14 protein-coding genes are annotated in these 15651 nt (G+C 65.8%); 11 read left to right on the top strand and 3 right to left on the bottom strand.

Annotated features, from left to right (window positions below):
- Window positions 1-182 precede the first annotated feature (182 nt).
- From QHC78_RS05155 to QHC78_RS05165, 3 genes are read left to right on the top strand one after another with little or no spacing between them, the layout of a single operon-like run.
- Complete coding sequence (locus QHC78_RS05155) at window positions 183-350, top strand: hypothetical protein (protein ID WP_319742818.1); 168 nt, start codon at window positions 183-185, stop codon at window positions 348-350.
- Window positions 351-388: 38 nt separating this feature from the next.
- Window positions 389-2548, top strand: a complete 2160-nt coding sequence (locus tag QHC78_RS05160) for a phosphocholine-specific phospholipase C (protein ID WP_319742819.1) — start codon at window positions 389-391, stop codon at window positions 2546-2548.
- A 14-nt stretch (window positions 2549-2562) separates the two neighbouring features.
- Window positions 2563-4170 (top strand): YadA family autotransporter adhesin, encoded by a 1608-nt coding sequence (locus QHC78_RS05165; RefSeq protein WP_319742820.1) that lies wholly within the window; start codon window positions 2563-2565, stop codon window positions 4168-4170.
- An 83-nt stretch (window positions 4171-4253) separates the two neighbouring features.
- Here QHC78_RS05165 and QHC78_RS05170 read toward each other — a convergent pair whose 3' ends face one another.
- Window positions 4254-5066 (bottom strand): DUF72 domain-containing protein, encoded by an 813-nt coding sequence (locus tag QHC78_RS05170; RefSeq protein ID WP_319742821.1) that lies wholly within the window; start codon window positions 5064-5066, stop codon window positions 4254-4256.
- A 61-nt stretch (window positions 5067-5127) separates the two neighbouring features.
- Here QHC78_RS05170 and QHC78_RS05175 point away from each other — a divergent pair, with 61 nt between their 5' ends.
- Together QHC78_RS05175 and QHC78_RS05180 are read left to right on the top strand one after the other, a co-directional pair.
- On the top strand, window positions 5128-5802 hold the full coding sequence (locus tag QHC78_RS05175; protein WP_319743455.1) for a uracil-DNA glycosylase family protein: 675 nt from the start codon (window positions 5128-5130) through the stop codon (window positions 5800-5802).
- 13 nt (window positions 5803-5815) lie between these two features.
- Complete coding sequence (locus QHC78_RS05180; RefSeq protein WP_319742822.1) at window positions 5816-6109, top strand: Rdx family protein; 294 nt, start codon at window positions 5816-5818, stop codon at window positions 6107-6109.
- A gap of 39 nt (window positions 6110-6148) precedes the next feature.
- Here QHC78_RS05180 and QHC78_RS05185 read toward each other — a convergent pair whose 3' ends face one another.
- A complete protein-coding gene (locus QHC78_RS05185) occupies window positions 6149-7069 on the bottom strand; it encodes a YicC/YloC family endoribonuclease (RefSeq protein WP_319742823.1) in 921 nt (306 codons plus the stop codon).
- 196 nt (window positions 7070-7265) lie between these two features.
- On the opposite strand from QHC78_RS05185, the gene rph reads away from it, so the two are divergent.
- From rph to ntrC, 6 genes are all read left to right on the top strand, one after another.
- Complete coding sequence (gene rph / locus QHC78_RS05190; RefSeq protein WP_319742824.1) at window positions 7266-8021, top strand: ribonuclease PH; 756 nt, start codon at window positions 7266-7268, stop codon at window positions 8019-8021.
- A gap of 31 nt (window positions 8022-8052) precedes the next feature.
- The gene (gene rdgB, locus QHC78_RS05195; protein ID WP_319743456.1) at window positions 8053-8649 is read left to right on the top strand and encodes an RdgB/HAM1 family non-canonical purine NTP pyrophosphatase; all 597 of its coding nucleotides are present in this window, start codon (window positions 8053-8055) and stop codon (window positions 8647-8649) included.
- Window positions 8649-9884 (top strand): radical SAM family heme chaperone HemW, encoded by a 1236-nt coding sequence (gene hemW / locus QHC78_RS05200; protein WP_319742825.1) that lies wholly within the window; start codon window positions 8649-8651, stop codon window positions 9882-9884. Before rdgB ends, hemW begins: the two co-directional genes overlap by 1 nt.
- 431 nt (window positions 9885-10315) lie before the next feature.
- Window positions 10316-11728, top strand: coding sequence for a type I glutamate--ammonia ligase (glnA, locus tag QHC78_RS05205; protein WP_319742826.1), 1413 nt, complete (start codon window positions 10316-10318; stop codon window positions 11726-11728).
- 144 nt (window positions 11729-11872) lie between these two features.
- Window positions 11873-12961, top strand: a complete 1089-nt coding sequence (gene glnL, locus QHC78_RS05210) for a nitrogen regulation protein NR(II) (protein WP_319742827.1) — start codon at window positions 11873-11875, stop codon at window positions 12959-12961.
- 52 nt (window positions 12962-13013) lie between these two features.
- Window positions 13014-14540 carry a nitrogen regulation protein NR(I) gene (gene ntrC / locus QHC78_RS05215; RefSeq protein ID WP_319742828.1) on the top strand — a complete coding sequence of 509 codons (1527 nt, stop codon included), beginning with the start codon at window positions 13014-13016 and terminating at the stop codon, window positions 14538-14540.
- Window positions 14541-14596: 56 nt separating this feature from the next.
- On the opposite strand, the gene QHC78_RS05220 is transcribed toward ntrC, so the two are convergent.
- On the bottom strand, window positions 14597-15511 hold the full coding sequence (locus tag QHC78_RS05220) for a ZIP family metal transporter (protein ID WP_319742829.1): 915 nt from the start codon (window positions 15509-15511) through the stop codon (window positions 14597-14599).
- Window positions 15512-15651: the final 140 nt, after the last annotated feature.

The following is a 15651-nucleotide window of genomic DNA, read 5'->3' on the forward strand; positions in this document are numbered from 1 at the left end:
GGGAGAGCGGCGGGTATTTGAGTTTATTTCAATATGTAGCCTAAATCAAAATGAGCAATATTCATTTATCTGTCACATCGGCTCTCTAATCTGGCGCCGTTTCCCGCCGGGCGCGGTACGCCGGCGATCCATGCCATGTACCCAGTACGCGCACTCTTTTCGTCACCCCACGGAGCTAACTCATGAAAGAACGAATCCTGCCGTATGGCCGCGCGATGCTCGTTGGCCTGCTGCTGAGCTTGTCCCTGGCCGCCTGTGGCGGCGGCGATGACGGGCCGTCGGACACTCCCGCGCCTGGCACGCCGGGTGACCCCGAGCCTCCGAAGGTATCGCTGCGCTGCGCGCCGTAAAGACGCCGTTTCTTCATTTTTCCCATCCGAGACCCGCCATGTCGAATACTCCGTCTTCTTTGTCGCGCCGCGACTTCCTGCGCAAATCCGCCGGCACCATGGGTGCCGCTTCCGCCCTGGCCGCCTTGCCGTTGTCCATCCAGCGCGCGCTGGCAGTTCCTGCCGCGGTGGAAACCGGCACCATCAAGGACGTCAAGCACATCGTCATCCTCATGCAGGAAAACCGTGCGTTCAATCATTACTTCGGCACCATGAAAGGCGTGCGCGGCTTCGGCGACCGGTTCCCGATCCCGCTCGAAAGCGGTAAGTCCGTGTGGTATCAGTCCGACGGCACGAAGGAAGTCCCGCCGTACCACCTGGACAAGGAAACGATGAACGCCATCTTCGTGCCCGGGACGCCGCACAGCTTCTCGGACGCGCAGGCGGCCTGGAACCAGGGCAAGTTCGGCGAATGGGCCAAGCACAAGCTGCCTTACTCCATGGGCTACTACAAGCGCCAGGACCTGCCGTTCCAGTTCGCACTGGCCGAAGCGTTCACCATTTGCGACGCCTACCACTGCTCCATCACGACGGGCACCGACCCCAACCGCATCGTTTTCTGGTCCGGTTCCAACTTCAATCCCGAGCTCGGCCGCCTCGGCATCAACTGTACCGATTCCGACTCCGAGCCCAACAACCTGCGTTGCTGGATCACGGGTGCACTGCCTACACCGGGATATACCTACCAGGGTTCGTCCTTCAAGTGGAAGACCATCCCCGACGTGCTGGAAGAGGCGGGCGTGAGCTGGCGCATCTACCAGGATCCCAACAACAACTGGACCGGCGCCATGCATGGCGGGCTTGCCTTCCAGAGCTTCCGCGAGTCGAAGCCGGGCGATCCCCTGTATGAGAAGGGCATGTCGCATTTCAGCCTGGAGCGGCTGGCGGAAGATGTCCGCAACGACACGCTGCCCGAGGTCTCGTGGGTACTGCCGTGGCCGGCGGTTTCCGAGCATCCCAGTGGCGGGGGCAGCACGGCGCAGGGCGCCGACTACATCTCGCAGGTTCTGGATGCGCTGACCGCCAATCCCGAGGTGTGGAGCAAGACCGTGTTTTTCATGACCTTCGACGAAAACGACGGCCTGTTCGACCATCTGCCTCCGCCCGCCGTGCCGTCTTACGACGCCGAGGGCAATTTGATGGGCAAGTCCACCGTGCCGCTGGACGGCGAATACTTCTACGATCCCGCGCGCAAGTATCTCAAGGCCGAGGACACGATATCCGGCACCACCCGTCCGTGGGGCCTGGGCCCGCGCGTGCCCATGTATGTCATTTCGCCGTGGAGCCGCGGCGGATGGGTATGTTCCGAAGCGCTGGACCACACCTCGGTCGGCCGCTTCCTGGAGAAGCGCTTCGACATTACGATCGATGCGATCAGTCCCTGGCACCGCGCGGTGTGCGGCGATCTGACCGCCGCCTTCGATTTCGCCGCGCCCAACGATCCGTCCTTCCCCGAGCTGCCCGACATGAGCAACTTCGCCGAGCTCGAGGCACAGCAGAAAGCCATGCCCAAGGCCGAGCCACCCGCCACGCCGCAGCCGCTGTTCCAGGAGACTGGCGTGCGCTACTCGCGTGCCTTGCCTTATGAGCTGCACACCAGCGCGCGCATCGAGGCGGGCGGCGTAGTGCGGCTGTTGTTCAGCAACACCGGCACGGTCGGCGCGGTGTTCCATGTGTACGACAAGAACCATCTGGACCTGATCCCGCGCCGCTACACGGTCGAAGCGGGCAAGATGCTGGAGGACACCTGGGCTACCGCCGACGACGGCGGCGACTATGACCTGTGGGTCTACAGCACCAACGGCTTCGTGCGCGTCTTCCAGGGCAATGCCGGGCGGCATGCCGCGGCTGCTGCCAAACCCGAAGTGCAAGTGTGCTACGACGCGCAGAACGGCAACGTCTATGCCAAGGTGCACAACGGCGGCACGGCGCCGGCCCAGGTCAGCATCGTGGCCAACGCCTACAGGAGCGACGGCCCCTGGACGCTCGAGGCGCCCGCGGGCGGGCAGGCCGAACAGCACTGGGAGCTCGCCGACAGCGGCTGCTGGTACGACTTCACGGTCAAGGGCGATGACTTCGAGCGCCGGTTCGCCGGGCGCGTCGAGACCGGCAAACATGGCGTGAGCGATCCCGCCATGGCTTTGCACCTGGGCGCGTAAGCGGGAGACGGCACATGAAAAATCGTCAATCGCGCCGCACGGTGGCGCCGTCGGCAGTGGTCCTGCCCTATGTGGCGGCGCTGGCGCTGAGTACCGTCTCGGCGGTATGCGCAGCGCAGCCGGTTGCCTGGGATCCGGCCACCAATAACCTCGGCATGGGCACCAACGCCGGCACCACCGGCGTGACCGGCAGCAACAACCAGGCCATAGGCAAGGATGCCGGCAACAACGTATCCACCAATTGGAACCTGGCCGTGGGGGAGGCCGCCGGCACCAATGTGTCGGGCGGCAATGCCAACCAGGCGATCGGCTTCAATGCCGGGCAGAACGTGCAGGGTGGATGGAACCAGTCCATCGGCCGCAGCGCGGGCCAGAACGTCACGGGGAACTACAACAACGCGGTGGGATTCTGGGCAGGCACGGGCGTTACCGGTTCCGATAACAATGCCTACGGCACCAACGCCGGCCGCAATGTCACCGGCAACGTCAACCAGGCCTTTGGCAAAGGCGCCGGCAATAACGTGTCGACAAACTGGAACCTGGCCATCGGCGAAGGGGCTGGCACCAACGTCGGCGGAAAGAACGCCAACCAGGCCATCGGCTATTACGCCGGGACCAACGTCCAGGGCGGATGGAACCAGTCTTTCGGCCGCAGCGCGGGCCAGAACGTGACGGGCGACTACAACAGCGGCATCGGTTTCTGGGCCGGCACCGACACCCGCGGCAACCAGAACCAGGCCATGGGTTCGAACGCTGGGCGCAACGTCACGGGCGATTCCAACCAGGCCTATGGGCAGGAAGCCGGCCGCAACGTCACCGGCAACAGCAACCAGGCGGACGGGCAGAACGCCGGCCAGTACGTCAGCGGGGACGCGAACCAGGCGCGTGGCATGAATGCCGGGCAGAACGTCCAGGGCGACTACAACGTCGCCACGGGCGCCTATGCAGGCACGGACGTGGTGGGAAGCAACAACCAGGCGAGCGGGCTGGGGGCCGGCCGCGGCGTGGTGGGGGATGGCAACCTCGCGACCGGCATGGGGGCGGGCTTCAAGGTCCAAGGCAGTGGCAACGTGGCGTTGGGCAATGGAGCGGGCCGCGATGTGGCGGCCGACAACACCGTCGCTATCGGCACCGATGCCCGTGCCGGCGCCGGCAACAGCGTGGCGCTCGGCGCCGGCTCTGTCGCCGATCGCGGCGCCCAGTCAGGCTACGAAGCCTACGGCCTGGATGCACCGCAAACCTCGTTGGGCGAACTGAACGTGGGCAACCGTCAGATCACCGGCGTGGCCGCGGGCAGTGCCGGCAACGATGCAGTCAACGTCGATCAGCTTCGGGGCGCAATGGCTTCGTTCAACCGGTCCATGGGCGGCCTGAACGAGCGGGTGGACCGCGTCGAGAAGCAGGCCTATGCCGGCACGGCGGCGGCGATGGCAGCGCGGCAGGCGCCGTTCGTCCCGGGCAAGTTCAGCTATGCCGCCAATGTGGCCAATTACAAGGGCCAAAGCGCGCTCGGCATCAGCCTGCGCCATACGGCCTCGAGCGGCGCATGGAGCGTTGAAGGCGGCGTGGCCGGCAGCGGCAATGGCGTCGGCGCCTTCGTGGGCGTGGGCGGCGTGTTCTGACCTGGGCGTGCCGTCGCGCGGCCTGCCCGCCATACGCGAGCAGGTCCCGTGGCGGCCGCTGGCCCGGCGCCTGCCCGGCGGGTTCAGCCCAGCCGCTCGAGTAGTGCCATCGCAGCGGCGGGCGCCTTGGGCTTGAAGCCGTTGATCATGTAGACGAACACGTCGCGGGTTCTGGGCGGGCCGGGCATGGCGCCGCTCAATCGCGGCAAGTCCGCAGGTTCTTTGCCGGCGGCCCATGCGCGGGCCCGTTCCGCCCACGCGTCCAGGTCCGCCGGCGAGTAGCCCGACTTGCGGTCTTCCCGGGCCGATTGCAGCCGCACGTAGACGAAGGGCGCGGTGACGTCGTGCAAGTGCGGCACGCCTTCCTTGTCGGCCATGACCACCGCGACGCCATGCGTGCGCAGCAGTTCGACGAAGTCCGGCGTGGCGAAGCTTTCGTGGCGCACCTCGACCGCATGGCGCAGGGAACGTCCCTCGTATTCGGCCGGCAGCAGGGATAGAAAGGCGCCGAAGTCGTCTGGATCGAATTTCTTGGTGGGCGGGAACTGCCAGTTGATCGGCCCCAGCTTGTCCTTGAGCTCCACCACGCCGCTGGCCAGGAACTTCTCGATAGAGGGACCGGCCTCGGCCAGCACGCGCCGGTTGGTGGCAAAGCGGGGCCCCTTGAGCGCAAAGACGAAATCCTCCGGCGTCTCGTCGTGCCAGCGGGCGAAGCTGGCCGGCTTCTGCGTGCCGTAATAGGTCCCGTTGATTTCGATGGAAGTGACATGGCGGCTCGCATAGTCGAGCTCGCGGCTTTGCGCCAGGCCCGCCGGATAGAAGTTGCCGCGCCAGGGTTCGAATACCCATCCGCCTATGCCTACGCGTACCCGCGACGGGGCCTTTGCCTGGGTCATGCGCTTCCTCCATCGAGCCGGCCACGCCTACAATGCCGTTCCGGTTTTCGTCTTGCCCGATATGCTTCTGGACGCCGAACAACTTGCCGATTTCCGCCGGCTCGCCAGCGGGCTGGATCGCCTTGACCGCGACGCCTACGCTGCGGCGGGCCGCGATCCGCTCACGCCTATTCTAGGTCTTGGGCCGGTGCAGGCGCCATTGTGTTTCTTTGGCCGGGACCCCGGAGGCGACGAAGTCAAGCATGGACAGCCGTTCGTCGGCAGCTCGGGCCAGTTGTTGCGTGCCGGGCTGCTCAGGCATCTCGAACCGGATATGGCCTATTCGTTCCAGCAAGGGCTGCGGGTGGGCGAGGCCTTTTTCTGGATCAGCACCGTGCCGTACAAGCCGCTCAACAACAAGGCCTGGCCGCCGGGCGTCAGGCAGCGTTTCCAGCCCTTGATCGCGGACATCCTGTGCCGGCAGTGGGAAGGAAGCCACATCGTCACGCTGGGCAACGAGGCGTTCGAATGGTTTGCCATGGGACTGCAGGGGGACGAACTGCAAGCCTTGCACGCGTTCTGGCGCCGCGAAGACAAGTACGAAGCCAGCCTGGCCGTGCCGTTGCGCAGGGAAGGGCGGGCGCGCACGGTCCACCTTCATCCGCTGCCGCATCCTTCGCCCGCCAATGCCCGCTGGCGGCCGCATTTTCCGCGGCTGCTGCAGGCTCGCCTGAATGCACTGCTGCCTGCGCCATGACCAAGGAGCCGCCATGCAAACCCCGGTAATTTCCATCACGTATTGCACACAATGCCAGTGGCTGTTGCGGGCTGCCTGGATGGCGCAGGAACTGCTGTCCACGTTCGGGACAGACCTCGGGCAAGTGGCCCTGGTACCGGGCACGGGCGGTATTTTCCAGATACGCTACGACGGCGATCTGATCTGGGACCGCAAGGCGGACGGCGGTTTTCCGGACGCCAAGGTTCTCAAACAGCGCGTGCGGGACCGGCTGGATCCGGGGCGGGACCTCGGCCATGTCGATCGCCATGGCGCCAAAGGCGGCTAGGGCGTCCGGGCCTGCCGGCAGACAAGCAGGTGCGCCGGTCTACTCGATATTCTGCGCCTGCTCCCGCATCTGTTCGATCAGCAGCTTCAGGTCCATCGCCGCGCGGGTCACTTCCAGCCCGCCTGCCTTGGAACCCAGCGTGTTGGCTTCCCGGTTCATTTCCTGGAAAAGGAAGTCCAGCCGCTTGCCGGCGCTACCCTTGTCGGCCTTCTTGCCGGCGCCGCCCTTGGCGATGAGCTGCTTGAGCTCGTCCAGGTGGGAGTGCAGCCGCGACAGCTCTTCGGCCACGTCCACGCGCAAGCCGAACAGCGTGGCTTCGTGCGCGAGGCGTTCAGAGAGCTCTTCGCCGCGGATGTGCTGGAAGCCGCCGGGGAAGGCCGCTTCCACTGTGTCGCGCAGTTTGCGCGCCAGCCGGTCGCGATACTCCTGTACCAGTTGAGGCAGGCGCGTTTCGACCTCCGCCACGATGGCGGCGACCGCGGCGGCACGGTCGGCGATCATCGCGGCCAGGCGTTCGCCTTCGCGGTCGCGGGCCTCCTGCATCTGGGTCAGTGCTTCGCCGGCGGCACGCAGCGCCGCTTCGCGCCAGGTGTCTTCCGATTCTTCGGCCGCCTGCACGCCGGGCCAGCTGAGCAGCTCGGCCAAGCGGGGCGGCTGCGCGTCGGGGAAGACGGCCTGGACCTTGCGGAACAAGGTGGCGGCCTGTTCCAGTGCGGCGACATTGATGGAATCGGGGTCGGTGCTGAGACGGCGCTGGATGCTGGCACGGACTTCCACCTTGCCGCGCGCGACGGCGCGGGTCAGCATGTCGCGCAGCGGGGCTTCCAATGCGCGCAGTTCGTCCGGCATGCGGAAATGCAGGTCGAGGAAACGGCTGTTGACGCTGCGCAGTTCGATGGATACCGAACCGTGCTCGGTATCGGCGCGGGCGGCGCCGAATGCAGTCATGCTACGGATCATGGCGAGGCCTTGAATAACGTGGAGTAGGCCGACGGTCGTGGCGGCGGGGCCGGTGCATCTGTCGGCGTGAGCCTGCATGATAAATCGCGGTCGGCGGTTCGTGGGGCCTTGCTCGTACAATGTCCGCAACCGGCCGCCACGGCGCGGCCTCCGGCACGCTCGTGCCGGTTCGCCTATCGATTTCGACGGAGTTCCCATGAGTCTTGTTTCCCCTTCGTTTGCCCGGCCGTCCGGCCGCGGCCCGGCGGCACTGCGTACGGTGACGCTGCAACGCGGCTATACGCGCCATGCCGAAGGGTCGGTGCTGGTGGCGTTCGGCGATACGCAGGTCATCTGTACCGCCAGCGTGGAAGACAAAGTCCCGCCCTTCCTGAAAGGCTCGGGGCAGGGCTGGGTCACGGCCGAGTACGGCATGCTGCCCCGGGCCACGCATACGCGCGGCAGCCGCGAAGCGGCCAAGGGCAAGCAGAGCGGCCGTACCCAGGAAATCCAGCGGCTGATCGGCCGCAGCCTGCGGGCGGTCTTCGATCTTTCACGGCTGGGGGAACGCACTTTGCATCTGGATTGCGACGTCATCCAGGCAGATGGCGGCACGCGCACTGCCAGCATCACGGGAGCCTTCGTGGCCGCCAGCGATGCCGTGGCGCTCCTGATGGCCCGGGGCGAGCTTGCCGCATCGCCCATCCGCGACCATGTGGCCGCCGTGTCGGTCGGTATTTACCAAGGCCAGCCCGTGCTCGATCTGGACTATGCCGAAGACTCCCAATGCGAAACAGACATGAACGTCGTCATGACGGGCAACGGCGCCTATGTCGAGGTACAGGGCACGGCCGAGGGCGTGCCGTTTTCGCGCCGCGAAATGGATGCGTTGCTCGGGTTGGCGGAAGCCGGCATCGCCGAGCTCGTACGCCTGCAGCGCGAGGCCCTGGCCCAGCCGTACCCGGGCCGCTGATGGCCGTGTCGATGCGAGGGAACCGACGATGATGAGGAAACTGGTCCTGGCGTCCAACAACGCCGGCAAGCTGCGCGAGTTCTCGTCCCTGCTGGCACCTCGCGGTTTCGAGCTGGTGCCCCAGGGCAGCCTGGGCGTGCCCGAGGCCGAGGAGCCGCATCCGACCTTCATCGAGAATGCGCTGGCCAAGGCGCGGCACGCCAGCAGGCTGACCGGCCTGCCGGCACTGGCCGACGATTCCGGTGTATGCGTCGCGGCGCTGGGCGGCGAACCCGGTGTCTATTCGGCTCGTTATGCCGCGCTCAATGGCGGCGAGAAATCGGATGCGGCCAATAACGCGCTGGTGGTCGAGCGGCTGCGCGGCGTCGCAGACCGCAGGGCCTACTACTACGCCGCGCTCGTGCTCGTGCGTTCGGCCCACGATCCGCAGCCTCTCATCGGCGAAGGACTGTGGTGGGGCGAAGTCCTGGAGCACCCCCGGGGCGACGGCGGGTTCGGCTACGACCCCTATTTCTTCCTGCCCGAACTGGGCAAGACCGCGGCCGAGCTCTCGCCCGACGAGAAGAACCGTGTCAGCCACCGGGCCCAGGCCTTGGCGGTGCTCATAGGCAAGTTGGACGGCTTCTGATGCCTCGTTCCATCGCGATCCGGCCGGCTGGGCAGGGTGCCCAGGTTCCCCGGGCGGCGACGCCGGGCGCGCCCGGGGCCAGCCTCCTGACGAGCTTGCCACCCCTGTCCGTCTACGTGCACGTGCCGTGGTGCGTGCGCAAGTGCCCCTATTGCGATTTCAACTCCCACACGGCTCCCGGCGAGCTGCCCGAGGACCGCTACCTGCAGGCGCTGACGGCCGATCTCGACCAGAGCCTGCCCCAGGTATGGGGCAGGAAGGTGATATCGGTGTTCATAGGTGGCGGTACGCCCAGCCTGTTGTCGGCCGCCACCCTGGACGCCATGCTGGCATTGTTGCGGTCCAGGTTGCCGCTGCTGCCCGATGCCGAAATCACGATGGAGGCGAATCCCGGTACCGTCGAAGCGGGCCGGTTCGCCGATTACGCCGCCAGCGGCGTGAACCGCATTTCGCTGGGCATCCAGAGTTTCGACGACGCCAGCCTCCAGGCGCTGGGGCGTATCCACGATGGGCATGCAGCCCGTGCAGCCATCGCCATCGCGCAGCGCCATTTCGAGCGGGTCAACCTCGATCTCATGTTCGCGCTGCCGGGCCAGACCGTGGCGGGATGCCTGGCGGATGTCGAGGCCGCGCTCTCGTTCGGCACGGAGCATCTGTCCATCTACCACCTGACGCTCGAGCCGAACACGGTGTTCGCCAAGTATCCGCCGCCGCTGCCGGATGACGATGCGGCGTTCGAGATGCAGGACCGGATCGAGGCCCGCCTGGCACGGGCCGGCTACGAGCACTACGAAGTCTCTGCCTATGCGCGGCCCGGCGGCCGTTGCCGCCATAACCTCAATTACTGGGAATTCGGCGACTACCTGGGCATAGGCCCGGGGGCCCACGGCAAGTTGTCTTTCCACGACCGCATCGTGCGCGAGGCGCGTGTGCGCAATCCGCAATCCTGGATGGACGCCTTGCTGGCGCCGGTCCCTGGTGTTTCCCATCTGGCGGAGTCGCGCGACGTCGGCCCCGAGGAACTGCCGTTCGAGTTCATGCTCAACGCGCTGCGTCTGACCGACGGCGTGCCGGCGAGCAGCTTCCCGGAGCGGACCGGCCTGAGTCTGGCTGTCATCGCCAAGCGGCTGGCCCAGGCCGTCGACCGGGGTTTGCTGGACGAAGACCCGACCCGCTTGCGGGCGACCGAGCTCGGACGCCGGTTTCTGAACGATCTCCAAGGCCTGTTTTTGTAAGGCGCCGGGGTAGGGCGGGCCGGCGTCGTTCGTGCCCGCCTCTAGCGCATGAACGCTGCATAGGGGCCCACCCGCGCCTGTTCCGGCGAGGCGGCGCGGGGCGTGCTGCGGCATGGCGCGGTAGGAGGCACAGAAATGGTGCGAAATTCCCGGTGTTTTCTTTTTTGCACCGATATGGTGACACTCAAATGCAGATTTGACCTATTCTGGTGCGTATGTCGAAATCCATTTCGCACGCCCATGTGCGAGAATGCCGCGCCGTCTGGCATAAGCGGGCCGGGAGTTGTCGGCCATGCTCTGGCATGGAAACTGCTTATTTCGGCGTGCAACCGTTCAGCCCGATCGCTTCCGGTCGCGCTGTGTGCACTACCAGAACGCTTGAACCTCCGGAGTGACCGGCGGCGAGCTTTACGAGACTATCAGGAGCCCTAATGGCAACGCCCAAAGACGTCCTCAAGATGATTGGGGATAACGAGGTCAAATTCGTTGACTACCGTTTCACCGACACCCGCGGTAAGGAGCAGCACGTGTCGGTGCCGGCCCGCACCGTCGATGAAGACAAGTTCGAGAGCGGCCACGCGTTCGATGGTTCTTCGATCGCTGGCTGGAAGGGCATCGAGGCGTCCGACATGCTGTTGATGCCCGATCCCGCCTCGGCGCGCATGGATCCGTTCCGCGAGGAATCGACCCTGATCCTGACCTGCGACGTGATCGAGCCCTCGGATATGAAGGGCTATGACCGTGATCCCCGCTCGCTGGCCAAGCGCGCGGAAGCGTACCTGAAGTCCTCCGGCCTGGGCGACACCGCCTTCTTCGGTCCGGAGCCCGAGTTCTTCGTGTTCGACGGCGTGACCTGGAACGTCGACATGTCGGGCTGCTTCGTCAAGATCAAGTCGGAAGAGGCCTCGTGGTCCACCGGCATCGAGTACGACGGCGGCAACCTGGCGCATCGTCCGGCGGTCAAGGGCGGCTACTTCCCCGTTCCCCCTACCGACTCCTTCCAGGACCTGCGTTCGGAAATGTGCCTGCTGCTGGAGCAGCAGGGCGTGCCGGTCGAAGTGCACCACCACGAAGTGGCGGGCGCCGGCCAGATGGAAATCGGCACCAAGTTCTCGACGCTGGTGCAGCGTGCCGACTGGAACCAGATCCTGAAGTACACCGTCTGGAACGTCGCTGCCGCCTACGGCAAGACCGCCACCTTCATGCCCAAGCCCGTCGTTGGTGACAACGGCTCCGGCATGCACGTCCACCAGTCGATCTGGAAGGATGGCCAGAACCTGTTCGCCGGCAACGGCTACGCCGGCCTGTCCGAGTTCGCGCTGTACTACATCGGCGGCATCATCAAGCACGCCCGTGCCCTGAACGCGATCACCAACCCCGGTACGAACTCGTACAAGCGCCTGGTGCCGCACTTCGAAGCCCCGGTCAAGCTGGCCTACTCGGCCCGCAACCGTTCGGCCTCGATCCGTATCCCGTATGTGGCCAACCCCAAGGGCCGCCGCATCGAGACGCGCTTCCCGGATCCGCTGGCCAATCCGTACCTGGCTTTCTCGGCCCTGATGATGGCCGGCCTGGACGGCGTGATGAACAAGATCCACCCCGGCGACCCGGCCGACAAGAACCTGTACGACCTGCCGCCCGAAGAAGACGCGCAGATCCCGACCGTGTGCTCGTCGCTCGACCAGGCCCTGGAAGCGCTCGACAAGGACCGCGAGTTCCTGACCCGTGGCGGCGTGTTCAGCAACGCCATGATCGACGCCTACATCGCGCTGAAGATGGATGAAGTGACGCGTTTCCGCGCCACGACCCATCCGCTTGAGTTCGACCTGTACTACGGCTACTGATCCAGGTCCGGATCTGTTGTAAGCAAGGCAAAACGGGGCGCTCGGACGCCCCGTTTTGCCGCTGGGCCGCCCCAGGGCAAAAGCGCCCCCCTTGGGGAGGGCCGACGCCGCAGGGCGGCAAGCAGGGGGCCGGTTCGGATTAGCATGAACCCATCGTCTTTCGATACGTCCCATCCTTCCCCCGACGCGTTCGCGGCGTTTGAACTGTTGTCCAGCGCGGTGCTCGTCATCGATCACGATGGCCTGATCCGCTATGCCAATGCGCCGGCCGAGGACCTGTTCGAAGTATCGGTACGGCAGCTCTACGCGGTCCGCGTGTGCGACCTGTTCCGCGACGGCGAGCAGTTGCGCCAGTCGCTGGAAGAGGCGGGGCTGCAGCAGTTTGCCGACAAGCGGCAGATACTCGAGATCGACCGGCTGGGACGCGAGCCCACGCAGGTCTCGGCCACCGTGGTCACTCTGTATGGGCAGCCTTGGCCCGCGCTGTTGGAACTGCGCGAAATCGAGCAGCAGTTGAAAGTGGACCGCGAAGAGCGGTTGCTGGAACAAGCCCAGGCCAACCGCGAACTGCTGCGCAATCTCGCGCACGAAATCAAGAACCCGCTGGGCGGGCTGCGCGGCGCGGCGCAATTGCTGGAAGCGGAGCTGTCCGAGCCGTCGCTGATCGAATACACCCAGGTCATCATCCAGGAAGCCGATCGCCTGCAGACCTTGGTGGACCGGTTGCTGGTTCCGCATCGGGCGCCGCGCATCGTCGGCGACGTCAATATCCACGAAGTGTGTGAACGCGTGCGGTCGCTGGTGCTGGCCGAATACCCGAGCGGATTGAAGATCATCCGCGACTACGATGCGGCCATCCCCGAGTTCCGGGGCGACAAGTCGCAACTGATCCAGGCGGTGCTGAACATCGTACGCAATGCAGCCGAAGCGTTGACTGAACGTATCGAGGCGGGCGATGCGGAGATTACGCTGCGCACCCGGGTGGTTCGCCAGATCACCTTGGCCAAGCAGCGCTTCAAGCTGGCATTGGAATTGCATGTGATGGATAACGGTCCCGGCATTCCCCCGGAACTGCTGGACCGGATCTTCCACCCGCTGGTGTCCGGACGCGAAGGCGGCAGCGGGTTGGGACTGACCCTGGCCCAGACTTTCGTCCAGCAGCACGAAGGTGTGATCGAGTGCGACAGCCGGCCAGGGTTCACCGATTTCCGGCTGTTGCTGCCCCTACCATGAACCGATGAATTTGGATGGATTATCTTTTGCCAGCGTTCCTAGGAAACCAGCAATGAAACCAATCTGGATCGTAGATGATGACCGTTCGATCCGCTGGGTGCTCGAGAAGGCATTGGCCCGGGAAAACCTGCCCAGCCGCAGTTTCGGCACGGCCCGCGAAGCCCTGGATGCCTTGAACGACGACGTGCCCCAGGTGTTGGTGACCGATATCCGCATGCCCGGCGCAGGCGGCATCGAGCTGCTGCAGACCGTCAAGCGGCGTTTTCCGGCATTGCCGGTCATCGTCATGACGGCCTACTCCGACCTGGAAAGCGCGGTCTCTGCATTCCAGGGAGGCGCCTTCGAATATTTGCCCAAGCCGTTCGATGTCGATACCGCCACGGAATTGATCCGGCGCGCGGTCGAGGAGAGCCTGCGGGAAGAGGCCTCGGCAGACGAAACCCTGGTCGGCACGCCCGAGATCCTCGGACAGGCGCCGGCCATGCAGGAAGTGTTCCGCGCCATCGGCCGCCTGTCGCAGTCGCAGGTGACGGTCATGATCACGGGCGAGTCCGGCAGCGGCAAGGAACTGGTGGCGCGGGCGTTGCACCGTCACAGCGCCCGCGCCTCCGGCCCCTTTGTCGCCATCAATACCGCGGCCATCCCCCGGGACCTGCTGGAGTCGGAACTGTTCGGCCATGAGCGCGGCGCGTTCACTGGCGCGCAAAGCATGCGGCGGGGCCGCTTCGAGCAGGCCGATGGTGGAACCTTGTTCCTCGACGAAATCGGCGATATGCCGGCCGAGCTGCAGACGCGCCTGCTGCGGGTGCTGTCGGACGGCAGTTTCTATCGCGTGGGCGGCCACAGCCCCGTGCACGCCAATGTGCGTGTCATCGCCGCGACCCACCAGCCGCTGGAAGAGCGCGTCAAGCAGGGCCTGTTCCGCGAGGATCTTTTCCACCGCCTGAACGTCATCCGCCTGCGGTTGCCGCCGCTGCGCGAACGCGCCGAAGACATTCCGTTGCTGGCCCGGCATTTCCTGGCGCGCAGCGCGCGCGACCTGGGCGTCGAGCCCAAGCGCTTTACGCCAGCCGCGCTGGCCGCGTTGTCGCGTTTCCCCTTCCCGGGCAACGTACGGCAGCTGGAGAACATCTGCCATTGGCTGACCGTCATGGCTCCGGCCCAAACGGTGGACGTGCAGGACCTCCCGCCGGAACTGCTGGAGAAGACCGCGCGCCAGGATACAGGCGATACGGCTGCCGATAATGCCGGCGAGGCGCTGGCGACGGCGCCGGGCGAGCGCAGCGCGGTGGCGGGGTACGGCGCGGCCGAAGTCGCTTCGCGCACCGGCACCATAGGCGTGCCCGCCGATCGCTCCAGTCTATGGCTGGGCGGACTCCAGAGCGATGTCGAGCAACGCCTGCAACGCGGCGAGCCCGACATCATGCAGACGCTGACCCGGCAGTTCGAAAGTACCTTGATCTCGACGGCGTTGCGGGCCACCCGCGGGCGCCGGATCGAGGCTGCGCTCAAGCTGGGCATCGGGCGCAATACCATCACGCGCAAGATCCAGGACCTGGGGCTCGAAGAGGACGATTGACCGGGAGGTACGCCGTGCAGGGGCGCGCGGCGTACCGCTGCTGCGGCCAGGGGCCGTCAGCCCAGCGCCGTGTCGAGCAGCATCATAAGCACGAAGCCCACCATCAGCCCGCAGGTCGCGAATACCTCGTGCCCCTTGCGATGGGATTCGGGGATGATTTCGTGGCTGACGACAAATAGCATCGCGCCCGCCGCAAAGCCCAGGCCCCAGGGCAGCAGCACGGCGGAAAATCCGATGACAGCCGCGCCGATGACCGCTGCCACCGGCTCGACCAGGCCGCTGGCGATGCCCAGCACAACCGCCGTCAGGCGGCCGTAGCCTATGCTGACTAGCGCGACCGCGACCACCAGCCCCTCGGGAATGTCTTGTATCGAGATGCCTGTCGCCAGGGCCGAGGCACGCAGTGTGTCGGTGCCTGCGTAGGCCACCCCTATCGCCAGGCCCTCGGGCAGGTTGTGCAGGGCGATGGCGAAAACGAACAGCCAAGTCCGGCGCACGCGCATCGCGGAGTACTTGGGAGAGCCTTCCACCCCTTTGATGAAATGTTCGTGGGGCAGGTAGCGTTCCATGGCGAGCAGCAAGGCCGCCCCAAGCAGAATGGCGGCGCCGACCACGGCGCCGGCCGCCCAGGGGCCCGCGCCCTGTGCCTTGGCCGCCTCCAGGCCTGGCACGACCAGCGAGAAGCCGCTCGCGGCCAACATGACGCCAGCTCCGAAGCCGAACAAGGTATCCTGCATCCGATCGGACAGCCGCTGCGCAAACAGCACTGGCAGCGTACCGAGCGCGGTCGCGCCCGCTGCCATGGAGCCGCCGATCAGGGCTTCCCGCAGGTGAGGCTGGCCGTCCCACAACGCGGCGGTCAGGCCATGCGCCAGTACGAGCAGTCCACCGAGCGCGATGATCGCGCCGAGCAGCTTGCGCAATGTGCTGCCCAGAGAAGAAGGCGTGGTCGGGTCGCTATGCGTGGTCATCCGGCGTCCGTCTTGGCCCGCAGCCGGGCCCGTGGTGGTTCGTTCAGACCCGGCCGGGAGCGCCTGCTGCGCACGGGCCCGGCGCGGCTTCATGTATCTATAGTAGACATGTTGCCGCAGCGACTCCGCGGATGCATGTG

Source organism: Pigmentiphaga sp. (genome assembly GCF_033795525.1).
Taxonomy (GTDB): Bacteria; Pseudomonadota; Gammaproteobacteria; order Burkholderiales; family Burkholderiaceae_B; genus Pigmentiphaga.

Bases quoted from the DNA above. Each gene is read 5' to 3' on its own strand.
- ntrC (WP_319742828.1), top strand. From the start codon at position 13,014: ATGAAACCAATCTGGATCGTAGATGATGACCGTTCGATCCGCTGGGTG.
- rph (WP_319742824.1), top strand. From the start codon at position 7,266: ATGAGTCTTGTTTCCCCTTCGTTTGCCCGGCCGTCCGGCCGCGGCCCG.
- hemW (WP_319742825.1), top strand. From the start codon at position 8,649: ATGCCTCGTTCCATCGCGATCCGGCCGGCTGGGCAGGGTGCCCAGGTT.
- QHC78_RS05165 (WP_319742820.1), top strand. From the start codon at position 2,563: ATGAAAAATCGTCAATCGCGCCGCACGGTGGCGCCGTCGGCAGTGGTC.
- glnL (WP_319742827.1), top strand. From the start codon at position 11,873: ATGAACCCATCGTCTTTCGATACGTCCCATCCTTCCCCCGACGCGTTC.
- QHC78_RS05160 (WP_319742819.1), top strand. From the start codon at position 389: ATGTCGAATACTCCGTCTTCTTTGTCGCGCCGCGACTTCCTGCGCAAA.
- glnA (WP_319742826.1), top strand. From the start codon at position 10,316: ATGGCAACGCCCAAAGACGTCCTCAAGATGATTGGGGATAACGAGGTC.
- rdgB (WP_319743456.1), top strand. From the start codon at position 8,053: ATGAGGAAACTGGTCCTGGCGTCCAACAACGCCGGCAAGCTGCGCGAG.
- QHC78_RS05185 (WP_319742823.1), bottom strand. From the start codon at position 7,069: ATGATCCGTAGCATGACTGCATTCGGCGCCGCCCGCGCCGATACCGAG.
- QHC78_RS05170 (WP_319742821.1), bottom strand. From the start codon at position 5,066: ATGACCCAGGCAAAGGCCCCGTCGCGGGTACGCGTAGGCATAGGCGGA.
- QHC78_RS05220 (WP_319742829.1), bottom strand. From the start codon at position 15,511: ATGACCACGCATAGCGACCCGACCACGCCTTCTTCTCTGGGCAGCACA.
- QHC78_RS05155 (WP_319742818.1), top strand. From the start codon at position 183: ATGAAAGAACGAATCCTGCCGTATGGCCGCGCGATGCTCGTTGGCCTG.
- QHC78_RS05175 (WP_319743455.1), top strand. From the start codon at position 5,128: ATGCTTCTGGACGCCGAACAACTTGCCGATTTCCGCCGGCTCGCCAGC.
- QHC78_RS05180 (WP_319742822.1), top strand. From the start codon at position 5,816: ATGCAAACCCCGGTAATTTCCATCACGTATTGCACACAATGCCAGTGG.